Source organism: Ochrobactrum sp. CGA5, assembly GCF_006345815.1.
Classification (GTDB): domain Bacteria; phylum Pseudomonadota; class Alphaproteobacteria; order Rhizobiales; family Rhizobiaceae; genus Brucella.
The window spans coordinates 204,208-219,768 of sequence record NZ_VCIG01000003.1; the positions used below are offsets into that span (position 1 = coordinate 204,208).

Sequence of the window (15,561 nt, forward strand, 5' to 3'; positions counted from 1 at the left end):
ATCCTAAGATTTCAGCCTATTGTCAAGATAATGAACAGCGTTAAGACCGGTGATCGAGCGAACGGGCGTGTCCAGTCGCCTCCAGCCACTCTACCAGCGCCCGCCGGATCGCAATTTCCGGTGGCTCGGTGCGCGTGAAAGCCCACCAGATATGCGCCCCCTGCCAGATGCTTGCCATCTGCCAGCCGAGACGATTGGCCTTTGTCGCGTCGCAGCAGAGCCGCCGTCCGAGCGCCCCCGCCAGATATAGTCCCCATGCCGCACCCCGAGCCCGCAAGACCGGGTTACGAATGTCTTCACGCAGAAGAAGCAATCCATCTGTGGCGTTATATTCAGCAGTATCAGAAGACATGAGCGCCATCAGCAGATCTATCGCACCTCGCGGCGTCAGAGCTGTGTTTTCATCTGCAGTACGCGTTGCCGCATCAAGCTGATCCCACGCCCGCAGCAGCACAGCTTCAAGCATGGATTGGCTGTTGCCGTAACGCTGGACAAGCGTTGCAGCCGAAAGCCCGGCCGCCTTTGCCGCCCGCGCGAAGGTCAGTCCCTCGGGTCCTACCTCCGCCACAACAGCCATCAACCGGTCGAGCACTGCCTCATCGGGTACGGATTTGGTTCTTGCCATGCTTAATATATAAACATATATTCATTTATAAATCAATAGGAGAGTTCATCATCATGGCACGGATTGTCGGCTACATCGCCGCCAGTCTCGACGGGTTTATTGCCGCCGAAGACGGAAATCTTGACTGGCTGTTTAAATATGACGGCGGAGATATGGGAGAGCATGATTACCGTACCTTCATCAAGGCAATTCGTACCGTTGTCATGGGCAGGGGAACCTATGACTTCATCGCCGAAAGCGATACGCCCTGGGCCTATGGCGACCAGAGAACCATAGTCGTCACGTCGCGACCCATCGAGAATCCGAAGGGGCCGCTTGAAATCCGCCACGACATCGATGCGCTGATCGCAGAATTGCGGGCACTCGACGATGGCGATGTCTGGATGCTCGGCGGCGGGCGATTGCAAATGGCATTTCTGGAACGCGGCGCACTTGATGAGATCGAAATCTACCTCATGCCGGAGGTCATCGGCGGCGGCATACCGCTATTTCCGGCTGTCGGCTTCAAGGTAAGCCCCGTTCTTCTCAGCGCGAAGACGCTTGACCGCGGCTGCGTGCGCCTGCATTACGCATTTCAGGACCGATGATAGGGATGGCCTGCCAGAATGGTGGCGGCGCGGTAAAGCTGTTCGGCAATCAGGATGCGGGCGATCTGGTGCGGCCACGTCAGTTCGCCCAGCGCCAGAACGAGATCGGCGCGTGACCGCAATGCCGGATCGTGGCCGTCCGGCCCGCCGATGGCGACGATGAGCTGACGCTTGCCATCGTCCCGCATTCGCCCAATCTTGGACGCAAAAGCCTCCGAGCCGAGCGCCTTGCCGCGCTCGTCAAGCAGGATTAGCGCCGCACCATTATCAAGCGCTTCGTGAATGCGCTGGGCTTCTTCAGCCTTGCGCAACTCTGCCGTCTGGCCCCGGCTTTCGGGAATTTCGCTCACACCGGCAAATTCAAGTCCCAATGGCGGTCCAGCTTTTGAAAACCGGTCGAAATAGCGGTCGACCAATTCCCGTTCGGGGCCGGCTTTCATCCGGCCCACGGCAAAAACACTCACACGCATGACGCTCTCTTACGGCCTGTTCAATGCACCGTTTCCAGCGCTCTTTCGTCGTCGAAACCTTCATCGAGCCAGATCTTCTCGATATTGTAGAAGTCACGGACTTCCGGTCGGAAGATATGGACGATGATATCGCCGGTATCGATGAGAACCCAGTCGCCACTCTCGAGACCTTCGACCCGTATATCCTTGCAGCCTGCTTCACGCAGGGCCTGCAGGAGATGGTCGGCAACCGCCGTCACATGACGATGCGAACGGCCCGACGCGACGATCATAAAATCGCCGATCGTTGATCTTCCGCGAATGTCGATGGGGATGATGGATTCCGCCTTGGAGTTTTCGAGACTGGCCAAGGCCGCGTCGAAGGTCTGGGACACGAGATTGGACTCGTCCATCCTGACCGTTGAAGGCGCGTGATGAGCCTTCTTCTCAATTGCTGTTCTCAGTGTATTCCCTTTCTCGGCAGAACAACGCAGTGTGGCAGTTATAAGCACCACACTCCCTAAAATAGGCAGAGTCCCCGTTTTGTTTCAAGTGTATCGGCTTTTCCAACCCGTTCACTTTTTCAGTTTATTCGACCATTTTGCATATATCTTGTCGAAATCATCATGAGACTATCAAGATACTGTGCGGGATTTGCGGATTGCGCTGGAGGAGAGCGACGAACGCGGCCCATGGATGAAGGTCCAGGCCGGAGGTGTGCGCCGCGCCAGCATCGGCGCATATTGTTCATCAATGCGGCTGTCGGAAAACGTCTGTGCCATGCGTGATGACAGATAGGCCAGTGTCGACCCCGGCCGGTCGATAACCGCAATCGGAAAGTTCTGCGCGATCTCGCGCCATCGCTGCCAGCGGTGGAAGGATGCGAGATTGTCCGCCCCCATTACCCAGACAAAATGGACGCCGGGATTGGCATCGCGAATGAGCGCCAGCGTATCCGCTGTATAGCGTACATTGAAGGCCGCTTCGAGAGCTGTCACCTTGATGCGCGGATCGGATGCGATTTCCTCACTCAGTTTCAGCCGGTCGGCGAGCGGCGCCAGTTCGCGACTATCCTTCAGCGGGTTGCCGGGTGTCACCATCCACCAGAGCTGGTCAAGCTTCAGCCGCCGGATTGCGATTTCCGCCACCAACGCATGCCCGCCATGCGGCGGATTGAAAGAGCCTCCGAACAGCCCGACCGCCATGCCTTTCTCAACATGAGGCATGCGCAGATAATGCGCAGCGACACCGGGATATTGTTCCTTCAATGCGGAAAGCCCGAAGCCGAATTTCATCAGGGAATGATCCCGAAAAGTGGGAACCGGCTTTCGGATAAGATCATGCCAAATCTAACCACGAATCTGCCCGTCGCCACGAACGCGGTACTTGAACGAGGTCAACTGCTCTACGCCGACCGGTCCCCGTGCATGCATCTTGCCGGTGGCGATGCCGATTTCCGCCCCCATGCCAAACTCGCCGCCATCCGCAAATTGCGTGGAAGCATTGTGCAGGAGAATGGCCGAGTCGATCTCGTTGAAGAACCGCGCAACCGCTGCCGCATCCTGCGCCACGATGGCTTCGGTGTGATGAGAGGAATAACGGTTGACGTGTTTAATCGCACCCGAAATACCGTCAACCAGCGTAACGGAAATGATCGCGTCGAGATATTCGGTCGACCAGTCTTCCTCAGTTGCAGGTTTCGCCGCCGGATAGAGTGCCAGCACATCCGCGCTCGCGCGAATTTCACAACCCTTGGCAGCCAAATCGTCAAGGATCGGCACTAGATGCGTCGAAGCCGCAGCGCGATCCACCAACAGCGTTTCCGCCGCGCCGCAAATGCCGGTGCGCCGCATCTTGGCGTCGAGTGCAATCTTGCGCGCCATGTCGAGATCGGCGGACTTGTCGATATAAAGATGGCAGATGCCTTCCAGATGCGCGAAGACCGGCACCCGCGCTTCCGACTGAACGCGCGCGACGAGGCTTTTTCCACCACGTGGCACGATCACGTCAATCGCGCCGCCAAGGCCTTTCAGCATTTCGCCGACAGCAGCGCGATCCGTCACCGGCACGATCTGGATCGCATCGGCAGGCAGGCCAGCGGCTTCAAGCCCCCTGACCAGCGCCTTGTGAATAGCCGTCGACGAATACGCGGAATCCGAACCGCCACGCAGAATGACAGCATTGCCCGCCTTGAGGCACAACGCCCCGGCATCGGCGGTTACATTGGGGCGGCTTTCATAAATGACGCCAATCACACCGAGCGGCGTGCGCACGCGCTCAATATGGAGGCCATTCGGGCGATCCCATTCGGCAATCACTTCGCCAACCGGATCAGGCAGGGCAGCAATAGCGCGGATACCATCGGCGATGGCCTTGATCCGGCTGTCATCCAGTGTCAGACGGTCAACGAAGGACGCTGCCATGCCGCTCTTTTCCGCATTGGCCAGATCAAGCCTATTGGCTTCCAGAATATCGGCCCGCGCTTCCAGCATTGCATCGGCAGCGGCAATCAGCGCCTTATTTTTCTGTTCGGTCGTTGCGATTGCAAGGGGCGCTGCGGCAGCGCGCGCCTTGCGCCCTACTTCCGCCATCACGGCAGCAATGTCGTTCGCCGTATCTGCCTTGGTCAGCATATCCTCTCCCCCTACACCGCTTCCGCATTGCTGGCCGCACGCACAACCAGATCGTTGCGATGGATCATCGCCGCGCGCGCATCATAGCCAAGAATGTCACTGATCTCATCGCTTTTATGGCCTGCGATCTTGCGCGCATCCTCGGCATCGTAGGCGATCAGTCCACGGGCGATCTCGCGCCCGTCCTCGTTCATCACCGCAACCGTATCGCCCCGCTCGAACTGACCGTCGATTTCCTTCACGCCCGCAGGCAGGAGCGACTTGCCGGATTTCAGCGCCTTGGCCGCACCGGCATCCACCATCAAACGGCCAGCCGGCTCAAGATTGCCCGAAATCCAGGTTTTCCACGCATTGACCGGCGCACGCGCCGGTTCAAACAGTGTCGCACGTTCTCCGCGATCAATGGCCGAAAGCGGGCCGAAACGCGTGCCCGAGGTGATAATCATCGCGGTCCCGGCGGCATTGGCGATCTTGCCTGCGTCGAGCTTGGTCTTCATGCCACCGCGCGACAATTCCGACGCCGCAGCACCTGCCATGGCCTCGATCTGCGGCGTGATTGTTTCGACCAATGGCAGAAACTGCGCATCCGGGTTCTTGTGCGGCGGAGCCGTATAAAGCCCGTCAATATCCGACAGCAGGACCAGAAGGTCCGCACCCATCATCGTCGCCACGCGCGCGGCCAAACGGTCATTGTCGCCATAGCGGATTTCGGTGGTCGCCACCGTGTCATTCTCGTTGATGACCGGCACGGCCTTCAGCTTCAGAAGCGTCTCGATGGTCGCGCGCGCATTGAGATAGCGGCGGCGCTCCTCGGTATCGGAAAGCGTGACGAGGATCTGGCCGGAACGGATGGAATGACCGCCAAGCACATCGGCATAGGCCTTGGCGAGCGCGATCTGGCCAGCAGCGGCAGCGGCCTGACTTTCCTCAAGCTTCAGCGCCTTCTTTGGCAGCCCCAGAACCGTGCGGCCAAGTGCAATAGCACCGGACGAGACCACCAGCACCTCGACGCCTGCGTGATGCAGCGCTGCAATATCGTGTCCGAGGCTTTCCAGCCAGTCGCGCTTCAGACCGGTTGCGCGATCCACCAGAAGGGCGGACCCGATTTTGACGACGATGCGGCGATAGTCTTTCAGTTTTTTCAGCATGCTTCATTCCCCTCGCCGCACACAATTTTATTCTTCGGCTTCTGCCGTACCGGCCTCTGCGGCGCGGCTCTGGTCAATAACGGCAGCGAGCTGGCGCAACGCATCGTTCAGACCTTCATGGCTAACCGCCGAAAGCAGCAGCGGCTCGCGCCCGCAGGCTTTCTTCAGCGCCTTGACCTTGGCCTTGCGCGCTTCAGGATCGAGCGTATCGATCTGCGATAGCGCAACGATTTCCGGCTTTTCGGCAAGCCCGTGCTCGTAGGCTTCCAGCTCGCCGCGAATGACCTGATAAGCCTTGGCGACATCTTCTTCCTGCGCTGAAACCAGATGCAGCAGAACGCGCGTGCGCTCGACATGGCCAAGGAACCGGTCACCGAGGCCGACGCCCTCGCTTGCCCCTTCGATCAGGCCCGGAATATCTGCGATTACGAATTCGCGGCCATCCACACGCGCAACGCCCAGATTGGGATGCAGCGTGGTGAAAGGATAATCGGCGATCTTCGGCTTGGCCGCCGTAACGCTTGCGAGGAAAGTGGACTTTCCTGCGTTGGGCAGACCAACCAGACCGGCATCGGCGATCAGCTTCAGACGTAGCCAGATGGTGCGCTCAATGCCCTCCTGTCCAGGATTGGCGCGGCGCGGCGCACGGTTGGTCGAAGTCGTAAAATGCAGATTGCCGAAGCCGCCATTTCCGCCCTTGGCCAGCCGGTAGCGCTGGCCGATTTCGGTAATGTCGCAGATCAGCGTTTCGTCGTCTTCCTCGAAGATCTGCGTGCCGACCGGTACCTTGAGAATAACGTCGTCGCCCTTGCCGCCGGTCATGTTACGGCCCATGCCGTGCATGCCGGTCTTGGCCCGAAAATGCTGCTGATAGCGGTAGTCGATCAAAGTGTTGAGGCCGTTTACAGCCTCCACCCAGACATCGCCGCCGCGTCCGCCATCGCCGCCGTCTGGACCGCCGAATTCGAGAAACTTCTCGCGGCGGAACGAAACCGCCCCCGCCCCGCCGTTGCCGGAGCGGATGTAGATCTTTGCCTGATCGAGAAATTTCATCTGAACGTAACCTTCTTGGATGCCCGCACTCTGGTGGGCTTTTGGGCGGCAGAAGCCCTGAATATCGTTACATGCGGGCGCGCGCCCGCATGTGGTGTGTTGCAATTACAGCAAAAGCGGCCTCCTGCAAACAGTCGAGGAGGCAGCTTTTAGCTTAATTCCGGCTCCAGGCAGGTTCTGTGAAATCGATATAGATCAATTCCTGATCCAGATACTGCCCCTGAACGTAAAGCGACTTTGGTTCGACACCGTAAGTCTTGAAACCGAGCGCATAATAGACCCGCTTCGCGGCTTCGTTCGTGGCCACCACCTTGGCATCCAGAACGACGACCTGCGTTGCCGCATGGTCGAGAACTTTGCCGACAAGCGCCTTGCCAAGTTCCAATCCGCGCGCTTCGGGAGCGACATAGACCCCCCAGAGCGTGCCGCGATGACGCTCGGACCTGCGATCATGGCGGAACATGCCTGCCGTTCCCAGCAGGTTTTCACCGTCGAAGGCACCGAAAACCACATTGCCGTCCACCTGTTCCAGACGGCGCGCGAACACACTGTCGGAATAGGCGTTTTCTTCTTCAAAACTCGAACCGAAAGCCATAGGTACACGCTGCAAGGCGCTCAATCTTATGGCCCTATAGCGATGCAGATCGCCCTTTTCGAGTGCGCGCACCACGATCCTGTCGCGAGCGCTTGCGTGAGTATCCATCATTTCATTCCCCGAATGATTATCGGTCCTGCGCCATCCCTTAAGGTTTCACGCAGGACCATTATTTCTATTACGACTGCCAGCTTCTCAGCCCGATCCAAGTGCGCCTGTCCAGGACATAGCGCTCGACCGGCACATTGCCCGCGGCAAGCGAGTCCGCCATGCCCATGTTGCTGAACTGGAACCCGCACTTGTGGATCACCCGGCGAGAGCTGTCATTGCTCGCGCGGCACGAGACATGCAGCCGCTCAATGGGGGTTGCGCGAAAAGCCAGATCGATCAGGGCGTGCGCTGCCTCGGTGGCAAAACCGTGCCCCCAGTAGGGTTCACCCAGCCAGTAGCCGATTTCCAGCCCCTCGCCATGCTTATGCGCATGGATACCGCAGCAGCCCATGAAGATACCCGTTTCCGCTTGCGTGATGGCGTAGATGCAATTGCCCATCTCGCCTTTTCGCACGCGCTCGACAAAGTCGACGGCGTTTTCACGTGTGTATGGATGCGGCATACGGGCAAGCATACTGGAGACGCGGGCGTTATTGGCAAGATAGGAAATCGCATCCACGTCTTCGACATGCGGCGGGCGCAGGACCAGCCTTTCAGTGACGAGGACGGGACAGTCCAGTTCATAAGCCAGATCGGGAGCCGCACCGGGCGACAGATCGGCATAACGGTCTCTTCTTTCACTACTGCTTGCGCCGCAACAATCTTCTTCCAGAACTTCGACAACCATTTTTCGTTCCTCCAGAGCGTTTCATTCTTTCGCGCATCTTGTCCGAAAACCGCTTCGCACTTTCTGGATGCGCTCAAATGCAAAAAGGGAAGATGGTGATCCCATCTTCCCTTCGATCTTTTGGCTAGGCTGCCATTTACACCGGGTCCGATGGGACGCCGGTGCTTTAAAGAGTGCCCGGCTTACTCTGCTGCTTCCGCGATCGGGTTAACCGACACGTACGTGCGGCCGTTGGCTTTCGTGCGGAAAGACACCGAACCGTTCGTGGTTGCAAAAATCGTGTGGTCCTTGCCGAGGCCGACATTGGCGCCCGGATGCCACTTCGTGCCGCGTTGGCGCACGATGATGTTGCCGGCGAGCACAGCTTCGCCGCCGAACTTCTTCACGCCAAGGCGTTTGGATTCTGAATCGCGACCGTTACGCGAGGAACCGCCAGCTTTTTTGTGTGCCATTGGTGTTCTCCTTTAATCTCTCTACTTACTCAGCCGATTCGGCCTTGGCTGCGGCCTTCTTAGGCGCTGCCTTCTTCGGCTTTGCGGCTTCACCTTCAGCGGCGCCTGCCTTCGGAGCCTTCTTTTCGGCAGCCTTCTTGGAAGGCTTCGCACCGTCCGTGAGGATCTCCGAGATGCGGATAGTCGTCAGTTCCTGACGATGACCGCGGGTGCGCTTCGAGTTCTGACGGCGACGCTTCTTGAACGCGATGACCTTGCGGGCACGGCCCTGTTCAACAACTTCAGCGGTGACGAGTGCACCAGCGACAGTCGGGGCGCCAATGGTCGAGCCGACCATCAGGACTTCTGCGAATTCTACGATGTCACCGGCCTCGCCAGCAACTTTTTCGACCTTGATGAGGTCGTTTGCGGCAACGCGATACTGCTTGCCACCGGTCTTGATGACTGCGAACATTTGTTGTCCTTTCGGTTGTTCGGTCCGGCTCTCATTGCCACGACATTGGCGTCGAAGTGATGGGCCGTCTTTTTATCAGTCGGTTGATGAGCGGGCTTTTGGCCCAGATAACAGCCCGGAAAAGCCCGAAATCTGCAATCAAAACAATAGGCGCGGATCACCCCACGCCTAAGGTCAGGTGCTTATAGGTGCGAAGCGCCAGAAAAGTCAAGAATTTTCACAAGGGAATGCAAATTAGCTCTTGTCTAATCGGCGCTGGCCCGTTATTGAGCCGCTGCACGCTCGGCATTCGCTATTGATGCTCGTTACTGTGCGATTCTTCAAGGGTCGTTTTACAGTCCTGCACAACGCGGAGAGGTGGCTGAGTGGTTGAAAGCACCGCACTCGAAATGCGGCATGGGGGCAACTCCATCGGGGGTTCGAATCCCTCCCTCTCCGCCATTGCTTCATCTAATGCGTTTTTTTACGGGGTTATTTCCATCACTCCCCATATTGCGCAAAGTGACGGCATAATAGTCGTCTAATTTTTGAGGGTACCTTTTAGAGCCCGCCTCAATTACTTTGCCTCCATTTTGACGGAGGCTATTTTGAAAAGAATTATAATCGGCTTTTTCTGGACATTGTTTTTGACTGTGTTGTTTTGGACAATCGCACAAAACATCCAGCCAACCTATCCCGGATTGGCCAACACGTTATACTTGACCAGCCCGTTCATCGCTCTTGGCATATCTGCCTATCTCGTTTGCTCCAGGTTCGGAGCCAAGCTGTTTGGCTTGAAAGGCAAGGCCACGCGCCCGGAAGGATAAATCCAAATGCCAAGGTTGCCGTTTAGGGCAAGCCATATAAAAAAGCGGCCCGTAGGCCGCTTTTTCTGTACTATTACTTTTGCGCGCGCCTTTTCAGGCTTTATCCATTCCGCGCATGTATCGCCTCTACGTCTGTTTGATCTCGTCTCCATCGATCGCATAGGTGCTGACTTCGACCACCGATACTCTTCACGGTCAGCGCACAGATAATCCAGAAGGTCAGATGTTTCCTATTGTATGCAGGTCCGTTCGCTCTGGTTCCCGAAAGCGCCCCCGGCAGGAACCAGGGGCCTGTCTTTGGGAAGTCGTGCTTGGTATATGATTACCACCTTGCCTTGAAACCGATATTGCCCTTGAAAGCATAGCTGTCGGCAAAGTGGTTGAGTGAAGTGTTGATGGAACCTTCACCATAGACAGCGTATCTGTTGTCGGCCCATGCGTAGGTGCCGCCAGCGCCCATCCCGGCCCAGGTTCGGTCATTGTCCGTTTCGAAGTCAACACCGGACACATTGACCGTCGTTCCGCCGAGGAATTCCTGATAGAGGTTGGCAATACCATAGACATTGGTATTGACCATTAGCCCATCGCTGCCCTTCCAGTTCGAGCGGTAGTCCGCTGCAAGGCCCAAACGTCCCACCAGACTGTCGCCGTCGTGCAAGTTAACACGGCTACCCCATGTGTCGTTGAACGCATTCGCATCGATTGACGAGTACATGAGCTGTGCCTGTGGCGTCAGCGACCAGTTCTGGTCGATGGCAAGGCGCTGCCCTGCTTCAATACTGAGCGCATAGCCTGTTGCCTTGCGACCGTCGGCGAGACCGGTATTGGCAGTCCACGAATTGAGGTCGTTATCAAACCAGGTTACCTGTCCCTGACCATCCACATAGAAACCGTTATTGCCATACCATGTCGTGGTTGCACCAAGGCTCCATGCGTCGGTGGCGATGTCGCCGTCGCCATGGAATGAAGAGACGTCGCCCTTCGCATGGCCGTATTGCCCAGTGATACCCGCAATCAACTTGCCATTCTTGCCTTCATAGAACTGGCCATCAACACCGGCCTGCATGATGAAGGTGTTGATGTCCTGCTTCATGCGCGAGGTGGACGTGTCGGGTTCAAGCCGATTGTGCGCGCCTTCAACACGCGCCCAGACGCCAACATCATTCACCGTTCCGCCGTTGTTGGAACCGTTGCCGTTCTCACCGGTCCAGTAACGATTGCCGACACGCTGCTGGAGTGTAGGCAACTTGTTGAGCGCCAGCATATTCTGAACATAACCCTCATAGACCGGAACACCGGCGCTATAGCGCGGCTCAGGCTTCGGAGCGGGACAGCTGTTATCGTTTTGACAATCAGGATCAGGATTCGGACCCGATACATGGCTGGTCAGATACCAGTCCCCATCCGCCGGTGTATTCGTGCCCCCTTGCTGCAAGGTATAGGCATAAGCACCACCCACAACGGCCTGCTGGCCATCCTTGGTGGTATAGCTGTTCGCCAGCGAGAAGGTGCCCTTCGAGTTGCCCTGCACATCGACGACCTTGATGCCATTGACGGTCTGCGCACCAGAACCACCGACATTGTTCACATACAGCTTGGTAGCCCCCGACGTATCGCCACCAACCTTCAGCATATCGGTCTTGGAACTGTCATCACCCAGAACGGTGTTGATTGTCATCATGCCGCCATTGCCGGTGTAGTTGCCGGCAACGTTAAGAACAGCACCGCCTGAACCGCCAAAATTGACATTGCCCGCATTACCAAGGCTGGCAAGCGACGTAGCATAACCACCCAGATCGAGCGTACCGTTCGACGTGACTTCATAGCCCGAGGAGGCCGCATTGAAAGCGCCCTGTGCGCCCTGTTTCAAGGTTCCGCCGGATACAGTGGTTTGTCCTGTGTAACTGTTCACGCCAGCAAGCGTCAGGGTGCCGGTTCCCGTTTTGGTTAAAGCACCGGAACCGTCAATCACACCGGAGAACAGCGTATCAAACCCTTGATCGAGGGTGAGATTGCCGCTGCCCATGGCAACGTTGCCCGCTCCCGCAAGACCGCCCGTCACCGTGTTGAAGTTTGCCAGATCGGCTTTCGCGCCATCCTTCACCGTCAACAGGCCGGTACCCAATGCGTGACCGGCAATACCAGCCCTTGCAGTGCCCCCTCCACGGTCAAACCACCGGCAAAGCTGTTGTCCCCGGACAGGACCAGAGTACCGTCGCCTCGCTTCCAAACAGCGCCCTGCCCCGTCAACTGTTGCGTAACAGTGAAGGTATTGCCCGCATCGGCTATGTCAAAGCCACCACCCTGATCGCCAAGCGTCATCGAACGGGCTGTCGACGTAAACTGTGTACCTGTCACCTGCAAGGTGCCGCCATTGAGCGTCAGGCCGCCAGCCGCATCGCCAAGTTTGGCATCAGACGCAACCGACAGAGTCCCACCTGAAATCGTCGTCCCACCCGAATAGGAATTGTCCTTTGTAAGAGTGGTCGTTCCGGTTCCCATCTGTACGAGCGAACCCGTCCCACTGACTACATTCGAAAATGTCACAGCATCGGAACGGTCAAAGGCGAGTGTCCCCTTGTGCGTTGCATCCGTTCCCGTACTGACATCAACCGCCAGATTTCCGGTCGTGCCTCCGTTTCCAAGCTGCAAGGCGCCGCCGGTTATGTTCATCGTTCCGGCAAAAGCGGAATTGTCGCCGGTGAACACCGTGGTACCGGCGATCTGGTTGATGGTTCCCACCCCGCTGATCGCCGCATGAACAGTTGTGCCATCCGTCGTATTGAAGTTCAAAACACCGGTGCTGCCGCCGCCGTTTCGGTTAAAGACAATGGTGTTCACGTTGAGGTTACCGGAAGCCTTAGCGGCTTCTCCGGCTGCACCACCGACATTCACCGTTCCGTGCGTGCCCGTATCATAGGCAATCTGCAACGAATTGTCGTTGATGCTGCCGCCGTCAGACAGATTGAGTGTTCCAGTTCCAAACTGGCCGACCCAGATGCCGTGCTGACCGTTCCAGGCCGAGCCATTACCGGAAATGGTGGCAGTGCCTACGCCGGTTTGTGTATTACCCAGATAGAGTTGGTAACCGGTCACCTGCCCGCCATCGGCAACCGTAAGGTCACCATCCCCTTGATAGCCAACGGCGATGACATTGTCGTGAGCATTAAACACCGACCCCTGACCCGTGATAATCAAGTGCCCCGTGCTTCCCGCTTCGGCCCCAACAACGATGTTATTACCAACAGCTGTCAGTGAATCTACACGGCCACCATTACTGACAGTGAGAGTTGCACTATCACTGAACTCATCTCCAATAGTGATCCCCCCGGTGGTCACAGAAAGAGTGGAACCCTTGCCATCGACAGTAACAGATGCCGGATCGGAAAGATTCCAGTAGCCGATCAGCAAATTTTGACTGGTTACAGAGGCACCACCCATAATGTTCAATGTACCTGAGTCGGAATCCCCGACTTGCAGCCCCCCATCCGGCCGATCCCAGTTGGTCACTCCCTGCGGCGGTGGCGGGTTCACCGCGCCCGTGTAGGTGATCGATGGATCGGCAAATGAAGGGGCAGAGCAAAGCACTGCGCTCGCGGCGACACCAGACAACAATATCATACGCATCGAGAAGCGGCAGCGATGATGATCTATGAAATTAAACATGTTTCGGCCTCCCAGCCCGACAGGTTTGCGGAACCGATTGGATTTTTAGCGTACAAATAAGATCAACAGCCCGTCGAGACAGGCAGTTAGCTATCAAGGCAAACAAGCAGTGCGACAGCAGGCTTGACAGAAGGCGGATAAAATCCGTCGCTTCATCTCCCAACTCAATCGCCGTCATGGACAGTCTTCCCGTGACATAAAAGAAAAGTAAAATAAAATCTCAGTGAGCGTGATTAATTGTATATCAAGCTTAATTATAGGTTAAAAATCCAGACTCAAAGTAAACATTGGAGTATAATTTAGATCTATGACACATATATATTATTATATGCTGATAGACGAATTTCTGTAATTTCCAGATAAAGGGCTGCTGCGGCTGAAGAGATAAGAATGTGAAAGCTGATGGACGGACGGAAGCCAAAGAAGGGACTGCCAATTGCCACCAAACTGGCCGAATGATTACTGGCGCCCCCAAAATCAGCCAGAGCTTCGCCTTGCCAAGCTGGAACTATACTGACGGCATAACCGGTTGTAGCGCCGACAGTAAGCCTCTCCATATGACGCACGAATATCCTTCACCGCAGAAGAATTGAGCGCACGCTTCTCCGCATCGCTCAAACCATGCTAGAAGCCTATCATGACCATGTTATCCGACGTTGCGCCCATATATCGTCCGCCGCTCGAACCCTATGTCTCGATCCTGCATCGCGATGCTGGCTTTCTCGTGCTGGACAAGCCAAGCGGCCTGCTGTCTGTGCCCGGACGTCACCCCGCCTTGTCGGACAGTCTCGCAACGCGCGTTCAGGAGCAGTTTCCAAAGGCCCAGATGATTAATCGTCTCGACAAGGAGACATCCGGCCTCGTCCTTATGTCGCTCAACCGCCAGGCACATGCCGCCATCGCCTCGCAGTTCGAAAGGCGGACGGTGACGAAGTCATACGTCGCCGTAGTCTGGGGTTGCGTCGAAGATGACGAAGGGCTCATCGATCTGCCTCTGGCGATAGATCCCGACAACAAGCCACGCCATCGTGTCGACCACGATCACGGCAAGCGCGCGCAGACACGCTGGCAGGTTATGGATAGGGGCGAACACAAAACCCGGCTAAAGCTTTTTCCTCTCACAGGTCGCACGCACCAGCTACGGGTGCACATGAAAGCGCTCGGCCATGCCATTCTCGGCGACGAATTCTACGCCGAAGGCGAAGCCCTTACTGCCGCAAAGCGCCTGCTGCTGCACGCGGAAGAACTGGCTTTCCAGCATCCCGACGGTCGCTCGGTGAGCTTTACTGCACCCTGCCCCTTCTGAGAGCATCCATGTCGCAGAAAATCGATAAGACGGAACTGGTTGTTGATTTCGTCGGAGGCGCTGTCGGTCACCGGTTTCGCTCCGGTGAAGGACGCGGACAGCCTCTCGCCAAGGCCGCTGGGCTGACGCGAGATGTGACGCCGCAAATCGTCGATGCGACGGCAGGGCTGGGGCGCGATGCCTTCCTGCTGGCATCGCTGGGGGCCAAAGTAACGTTGATCGAGCGCTCCGAAAAGATGCACGGCCTTCTCTCCGAAGGATTAGAACGTGCGGCCGCAGAAGGCGGTCGCTATGCCGAGACCATCGCACGTATGACACTTCTGCTGGGCGATTCCTGCCTGCTCTTGCCCGAACTCAAGCCGCAGGTCGTGCTGGTTGATCCCATGCACCCACCGCGCGGCAACAGCGCGCTCGTCAAGAAGGAAATGCGGCAAATCCGCGAGATCGTCGGCACTGATCCGGACGCGGAACAATTAATGCGGGTGGCGCTGGAGGCCGCACAGAACCGCGTTGTGCTGAAATGGCCCTTGCGTGCAGACCCAATGGCCGGATTGCCCAACCCCTCCCACCAGATACTCGGCAAAAGCACGCGCTACGACGTGTTCGTCAAGGCCAGGATAAGCTGAAGATCGCGAATTGGTTCGCAGCCATGCCTGCCTCCTGCTCCTTCAGCAGCGCAATAATCCGGTTCCGGCGAGCCGCGTGTCTCGCCTCCAATCCGTAAATCGCTGCTTCTTCATTCTTCCGTCCTTTATTGGGCCGGACTCTAATCCATTCTGGAGGAAATTCTCAGTGGCAGGTCAATATCGACGCGGAGGATCCGCGCGGAATTGCTTTTCCGGGTAGGGATCTGGCTTGATTTGTATTTTTGGCTATAGACGTCAAAAAACCCCGTAGATTTTCTACGGGGTTTGAATGGTATTTTGTTGATTTTGGTTGCGGGGGCAGG

General features: G+C 56.9%; 16 protein-coding genes and 1 tRNA gene. 4 read left to right on the plus strand and 13 right to left on the minus strand.

Features of this window, described 5'->3' with window-relative positions; genetic code table 11:
• Positions 1 to 40: 40 nt before the first annotated feature.
• A complete protein-coding gene (locus tag FJQ48_RS03805) occupies positions 41 to 625 on the minus strand; it encodes a TetR/AcrR family transcriptional regulator (protein WP_139973867.1) in 585 nt (194 codons plus the stop codon).
• Positions 626 to 678: 53 nt separating this feature from the next.
• Between FJQ48_RS03805 and FJQ48_RS03810 the strand changes: the two genes are divergently transcribed.
• The gene (locus tag FJQ48_RS03810) at positions 679 to 1,212 is read left to right on the plus strand and encodes a dihydrofolate reductase family protein (protein ID WP_139973868.1); all 534 of its coding nucleotides are present in this window, start codon (positions 679 to 681) and stop codon (positions 1,210 to 1,212) included.
• Here the strand turns inward: FJQ48_RS03810 and rlmH are convergent.
• The 10 genes from rlmH to rplU form a co-directional block, all read right to left on the minus strand.
• Positions 1,200 to 1,682 carry a 23S rRNA (pseudouridine(1915)-N(3))-methyltransferase RlmH gene (rlmH, locus tag FJQ48_RS03815; RefSeq protein WP_139973869.1) on the minus strand — a complete coding sequence of 161 codons (483 nt, stop codon included), beginning with the start codon at positions 1,680 to 1,682 and terminating at the stop codon, positions 1,200 to 1,202. The genes FJQ48_RS03810 and rlmH overlap by 13 nt on opposite strands.
• A gap of 20 nt (positions 1,683 to 1,702) precedes the next feature.
• Positions 1,703 to 2,074, minus strand: a complete 372-nt coding sequence (rsfS, locus tag FJQ48_RS03820) for a ribosome silencing factor (RefSeq protein WP_139973898.1) — start codon at positions 2,072 to 2,074, stop codon at positions 1,703 to 1,705.
• Positions 2,075 to 2,296: 222 nt separating this feature from the next.
• Positions 2,297 to 2,956, minus strand: coding sequence for a nicotinate-nucleotide adenylyltransferase (locus FJQ48_RS03825; protein ID WP_139973870.1), 660 nt, complete (start codon positions 2,954 to 2,956; stop codon positions 2,297 to 2,299).
• Between the two features lie 54 nt (positions 2,957 to 3,010).
• Positions 3,011 to 4,294 (minus strand): glutamate-5-semialdehyde dehydrogenase, encoded by a 1,284-nt coding sequence (locus FJQ48_RS03830; RefSeq protein ID WP_139973871.1) that lies wholly within the window; start codon positions 4,292 to 4,294, stop codon positions 3,011 to 3,013.
• An 11-nt stretch (positions 4,295 to 4,305) separates the two neighbouring features.
• Positions 4,306 to 5,442 (minus strand): glutamate 5-kinase, encoded by a 1,137-nt coding sequence (gene proB / locus FJQ48_RS03835; protein WP_139973872.1) that lies wholly within the window; start codon positions 5,440 to 5,442, stop codon positions 4,306 to 4,308.
• A gap of 27 nt (positions 5,443 to 5,469) precedes the next feature.
• On the minus strand, positions 5,470 to 6,495 hold the full coding sequence (gene obgE, locus FJQ48_RS03840) for a GTPase ObgE (RefSeq protein ID WP_139973873.1): 1,026 nt from the start codon (positions 6,493 to 6,495) through the stop codon (positions 5,470 to 5,472).
• A gap of 154 nt (positions 6,496 to 6,649) precedes the next feature.
• Positions 6,650 to 7,201: a GNAT family N-acetyltransferase gene (locus FJQ48_RS03845; protein WP_139973874.1), complete on the minus strand. Its 552-nt coding sequence runs from the start codon at positions 7,199 to 7,201 to the stop codon at positions 6,650 to 6,652.
• A gap of 67 nt (positions 7,202 to 7,268) precedes the next feature.
• Positions 7,269 to 7,928 (minus strand): GNAT family N-acetyltransferase, encoded by a 660-nt coding sequence (locus tag FJQ48_RS03850; RefSeq protein WP_139973875.1) that lies wholly within the window; start codon positions 7,926 to 7,928, stop codon positions 7,269 to 7,271.
• 182 nt (positions 7,929 to 8,110) lie between these two features.
• Positions 8,111 to 8,380, minus strand: coding sequence for a 50S ribosomal protein L27 (rpmA, locus tag FJQ48_RS03855; RefSeq protein ID WP_109369860.1), 270 nt, complete (start codon positions 8,378 to 8,380; stop codon positions 8,111 to 8,113).
• A 25-nt stretch (positions 8,381 to 8,405) separates the two neighbouring features.
• Complete coding sequence (gene rplU, locus FJQ48_RS03860) at positions 8,406 to 8,834, minus strand: 50S ribosomal protein L21 (protein WP_139973876.1); 429 nt, start codon at positions 8,832 to 8,834, stop codon at positions 8,406 to 8,408.
• 351 nt (positions 8,835 to 9,185) lie between these two features.
• Here rplU and FJQ48_RS03865 point away from each other — a divergent pair.
• Positions 9,186 to 9,275 (plus strand) — tRNA-Ser (locus FJQ48_RS03865).
• Between the two features lie 687 nt (positions 9,276 to 9,962).
• On the opposite strand, the gene FJQ48_RS22645 is transcribed toward FJQ48_RS03865, so the two are convergent.
• Both FJQ48_RS22645 and FJQ48_RS22650 read right to left on the minus strand, forming a co-directional pair.
• Positions 9,963 to 11,744, minus strand: coding sequence for an autotransporter outer membrane beta-barrel domain-containing protein (locus FJQ48_RS22645; protein WP_247870292.1), 1,782 nt, complete (start codon positions 11,742 to 11,744; stop codon positions 9,963 to 9,965).
• Positions 11,745 to 11,746: 2 nt separating this feature from the next.
• Complete coding sequence (locus FJQ48_RS22650) at positions 11,747 to 13,306, minus strand: autotransporter-associated beta strand repeat-containing protein (RefSeq protein WP_247870290.1); 1,560 nt, start codon at positions 13,304 to 13,306, stop codon at positions 11,747 to 11,749.
• 643 nt (positions 13,307 to 13,949) lie between these two features.
• Between FJQ48_RS22650 and FJQ48_RS03875 the strand changes: the two genes are divergently transcribed.
• Together FJQ48_RS03875 and FJQ48_RS03880 are read left to right on the plus strand one after the other, a co-directional pair.
• Positions 13,950 to 14,612, plus strand: a complete 663-nt coding sequence (locus tag FJQ48_RS03875; RefSeq protein ID WP_180350109.1) for a pseudouridine synthase — start codon at positions 13,950 to 13,952, stop codon at positions 14,610 to 14,612.
• Positions 14,613 to 14,620: 8 nt separating this feature from the next.
• Entirely contained in the window at positions 14,621 to 15,238 is a 618-nt protein-coding gene (locus FJQ48_RS03880) for a class I SAM-dependent methyltransferase (protein WP_139973878.1), read from the plus strand.
• Positions 15,239 to 15,561: the final 323 nt, after the last annotated feature.

What these genes read in the sequence shown, in the direction of transcription:
- FJQ48_RS03805 (WP_139973867.1), bottom strand. Translation starts at nt 625, where the DNA reads ATGGCAAGAACCAAATCCGTACCCGATGAGGCAGTGCTCGACCGGTTG.
- FJQ48_RS03810 (WP_139973868.1), top strand. Translation starts at nt 679, where the DNA reads ATGGCACGGATTGTCGGCTACATCGCCGCCAGTCTCGACGGGTTTATT.
- rlmH (WP_139973869.1), bottom strand. Translation starts at nt 1,682, where the DNA reads ATGCGTGTGAGTGTTTTTGCCGTGGGCCGGATGAAAGCCGGCCCCGAA.
- rsfS (WP_139973898.1), bottom strand. Translation starts at nt 2,074, where the DNA reads ATGGACGAGTCCAATCTCGTGTCCCAGACCTTCGACGCGGCCTTGGCC.
- FJQ48_RS03825 (WP_139973870.1), bottom strand. Translation starts at nt 2,956, where the DNA reads ATGAAATTCGGCTTCGGGCTTTCCGCATTGAAGGAACAATATCCCGGT.
- FJQ48_RS03830 (WP_139973871.1), bottom strand. Translation starts at nt 4,294, where the DNA reads ATGCTGACCAAGGCAGATACGGCGAACGACATTGCTGCCGTGATGGCG.
- proB (WP_139973872.1), bottom strand. Translation starts at nt 5,442, where the DNA reads ATGCTGAAAAAACTGAAAGACTATCGCCGCATCGTCGTCAAAATCGGG.
- obgE (WP_139973873.1), bottom strand. Translation starts at nt 6,495, where the DNA reads ATGAAATTTCTCGATCAGGCAAAGATCTACATCCGCTCCGGCAACGGC.
- FJQ48_RS03845 (WP_139973874.1), bottom strand. Translation starts at nt 7,201, where the DNA reads ATGATGGATACTCACGCAAGCGCTCGCGACAGGATCGTGGTGCGCGCA.
- FJQ48_RS03850 (WP_139973875.1), bottom strand. Translation starts at nt 7,928, where the DNA reads ATGGTTGTCGAAGTTCTGGAAGAAGATTGTTGCGGCGCAAGCAGTAGT.
- rpmA (WP_109369860.1), bottom strand. Translation starts at nt 8,380, where the DNA reads ATGGCACACAAAAAAGCTGGCGGTTCCTCGCGTAACGGTCGCGATTCA.
- rplU (WP_139973876.1), bottom strand. Translation starts at nt 8,834, where the DNA reads ATGTTCGCAGTCATCAAGACCGGTGGCAAGCAGTATCGCGTTGCCGCA.
- FJQ48_RS22650 (WP_247870290.1), bottom strand. Translation starts at nt 13,306, where the DNA reads ATGTTTAATTTCATAGATCATCATCGCTGCCGCTTCTCGATGCGTATG.
- FJQ48_RS03875 (WP_180350109.1), top strand. Translation starts at nt 13,950, where the DNA reads ATGTTATCCGACGTTGCGCCCATATATCGTCCGCCGCTCGAACCCTAT.
- FJQ48_RS03880 (WP_139973878.1), top strand. Translation starts at nt 14,621, where the DNA reads ATGTCGCAGAAAATCGATAAGACGGAACTGGTTGTTGATTTCGTCGGA.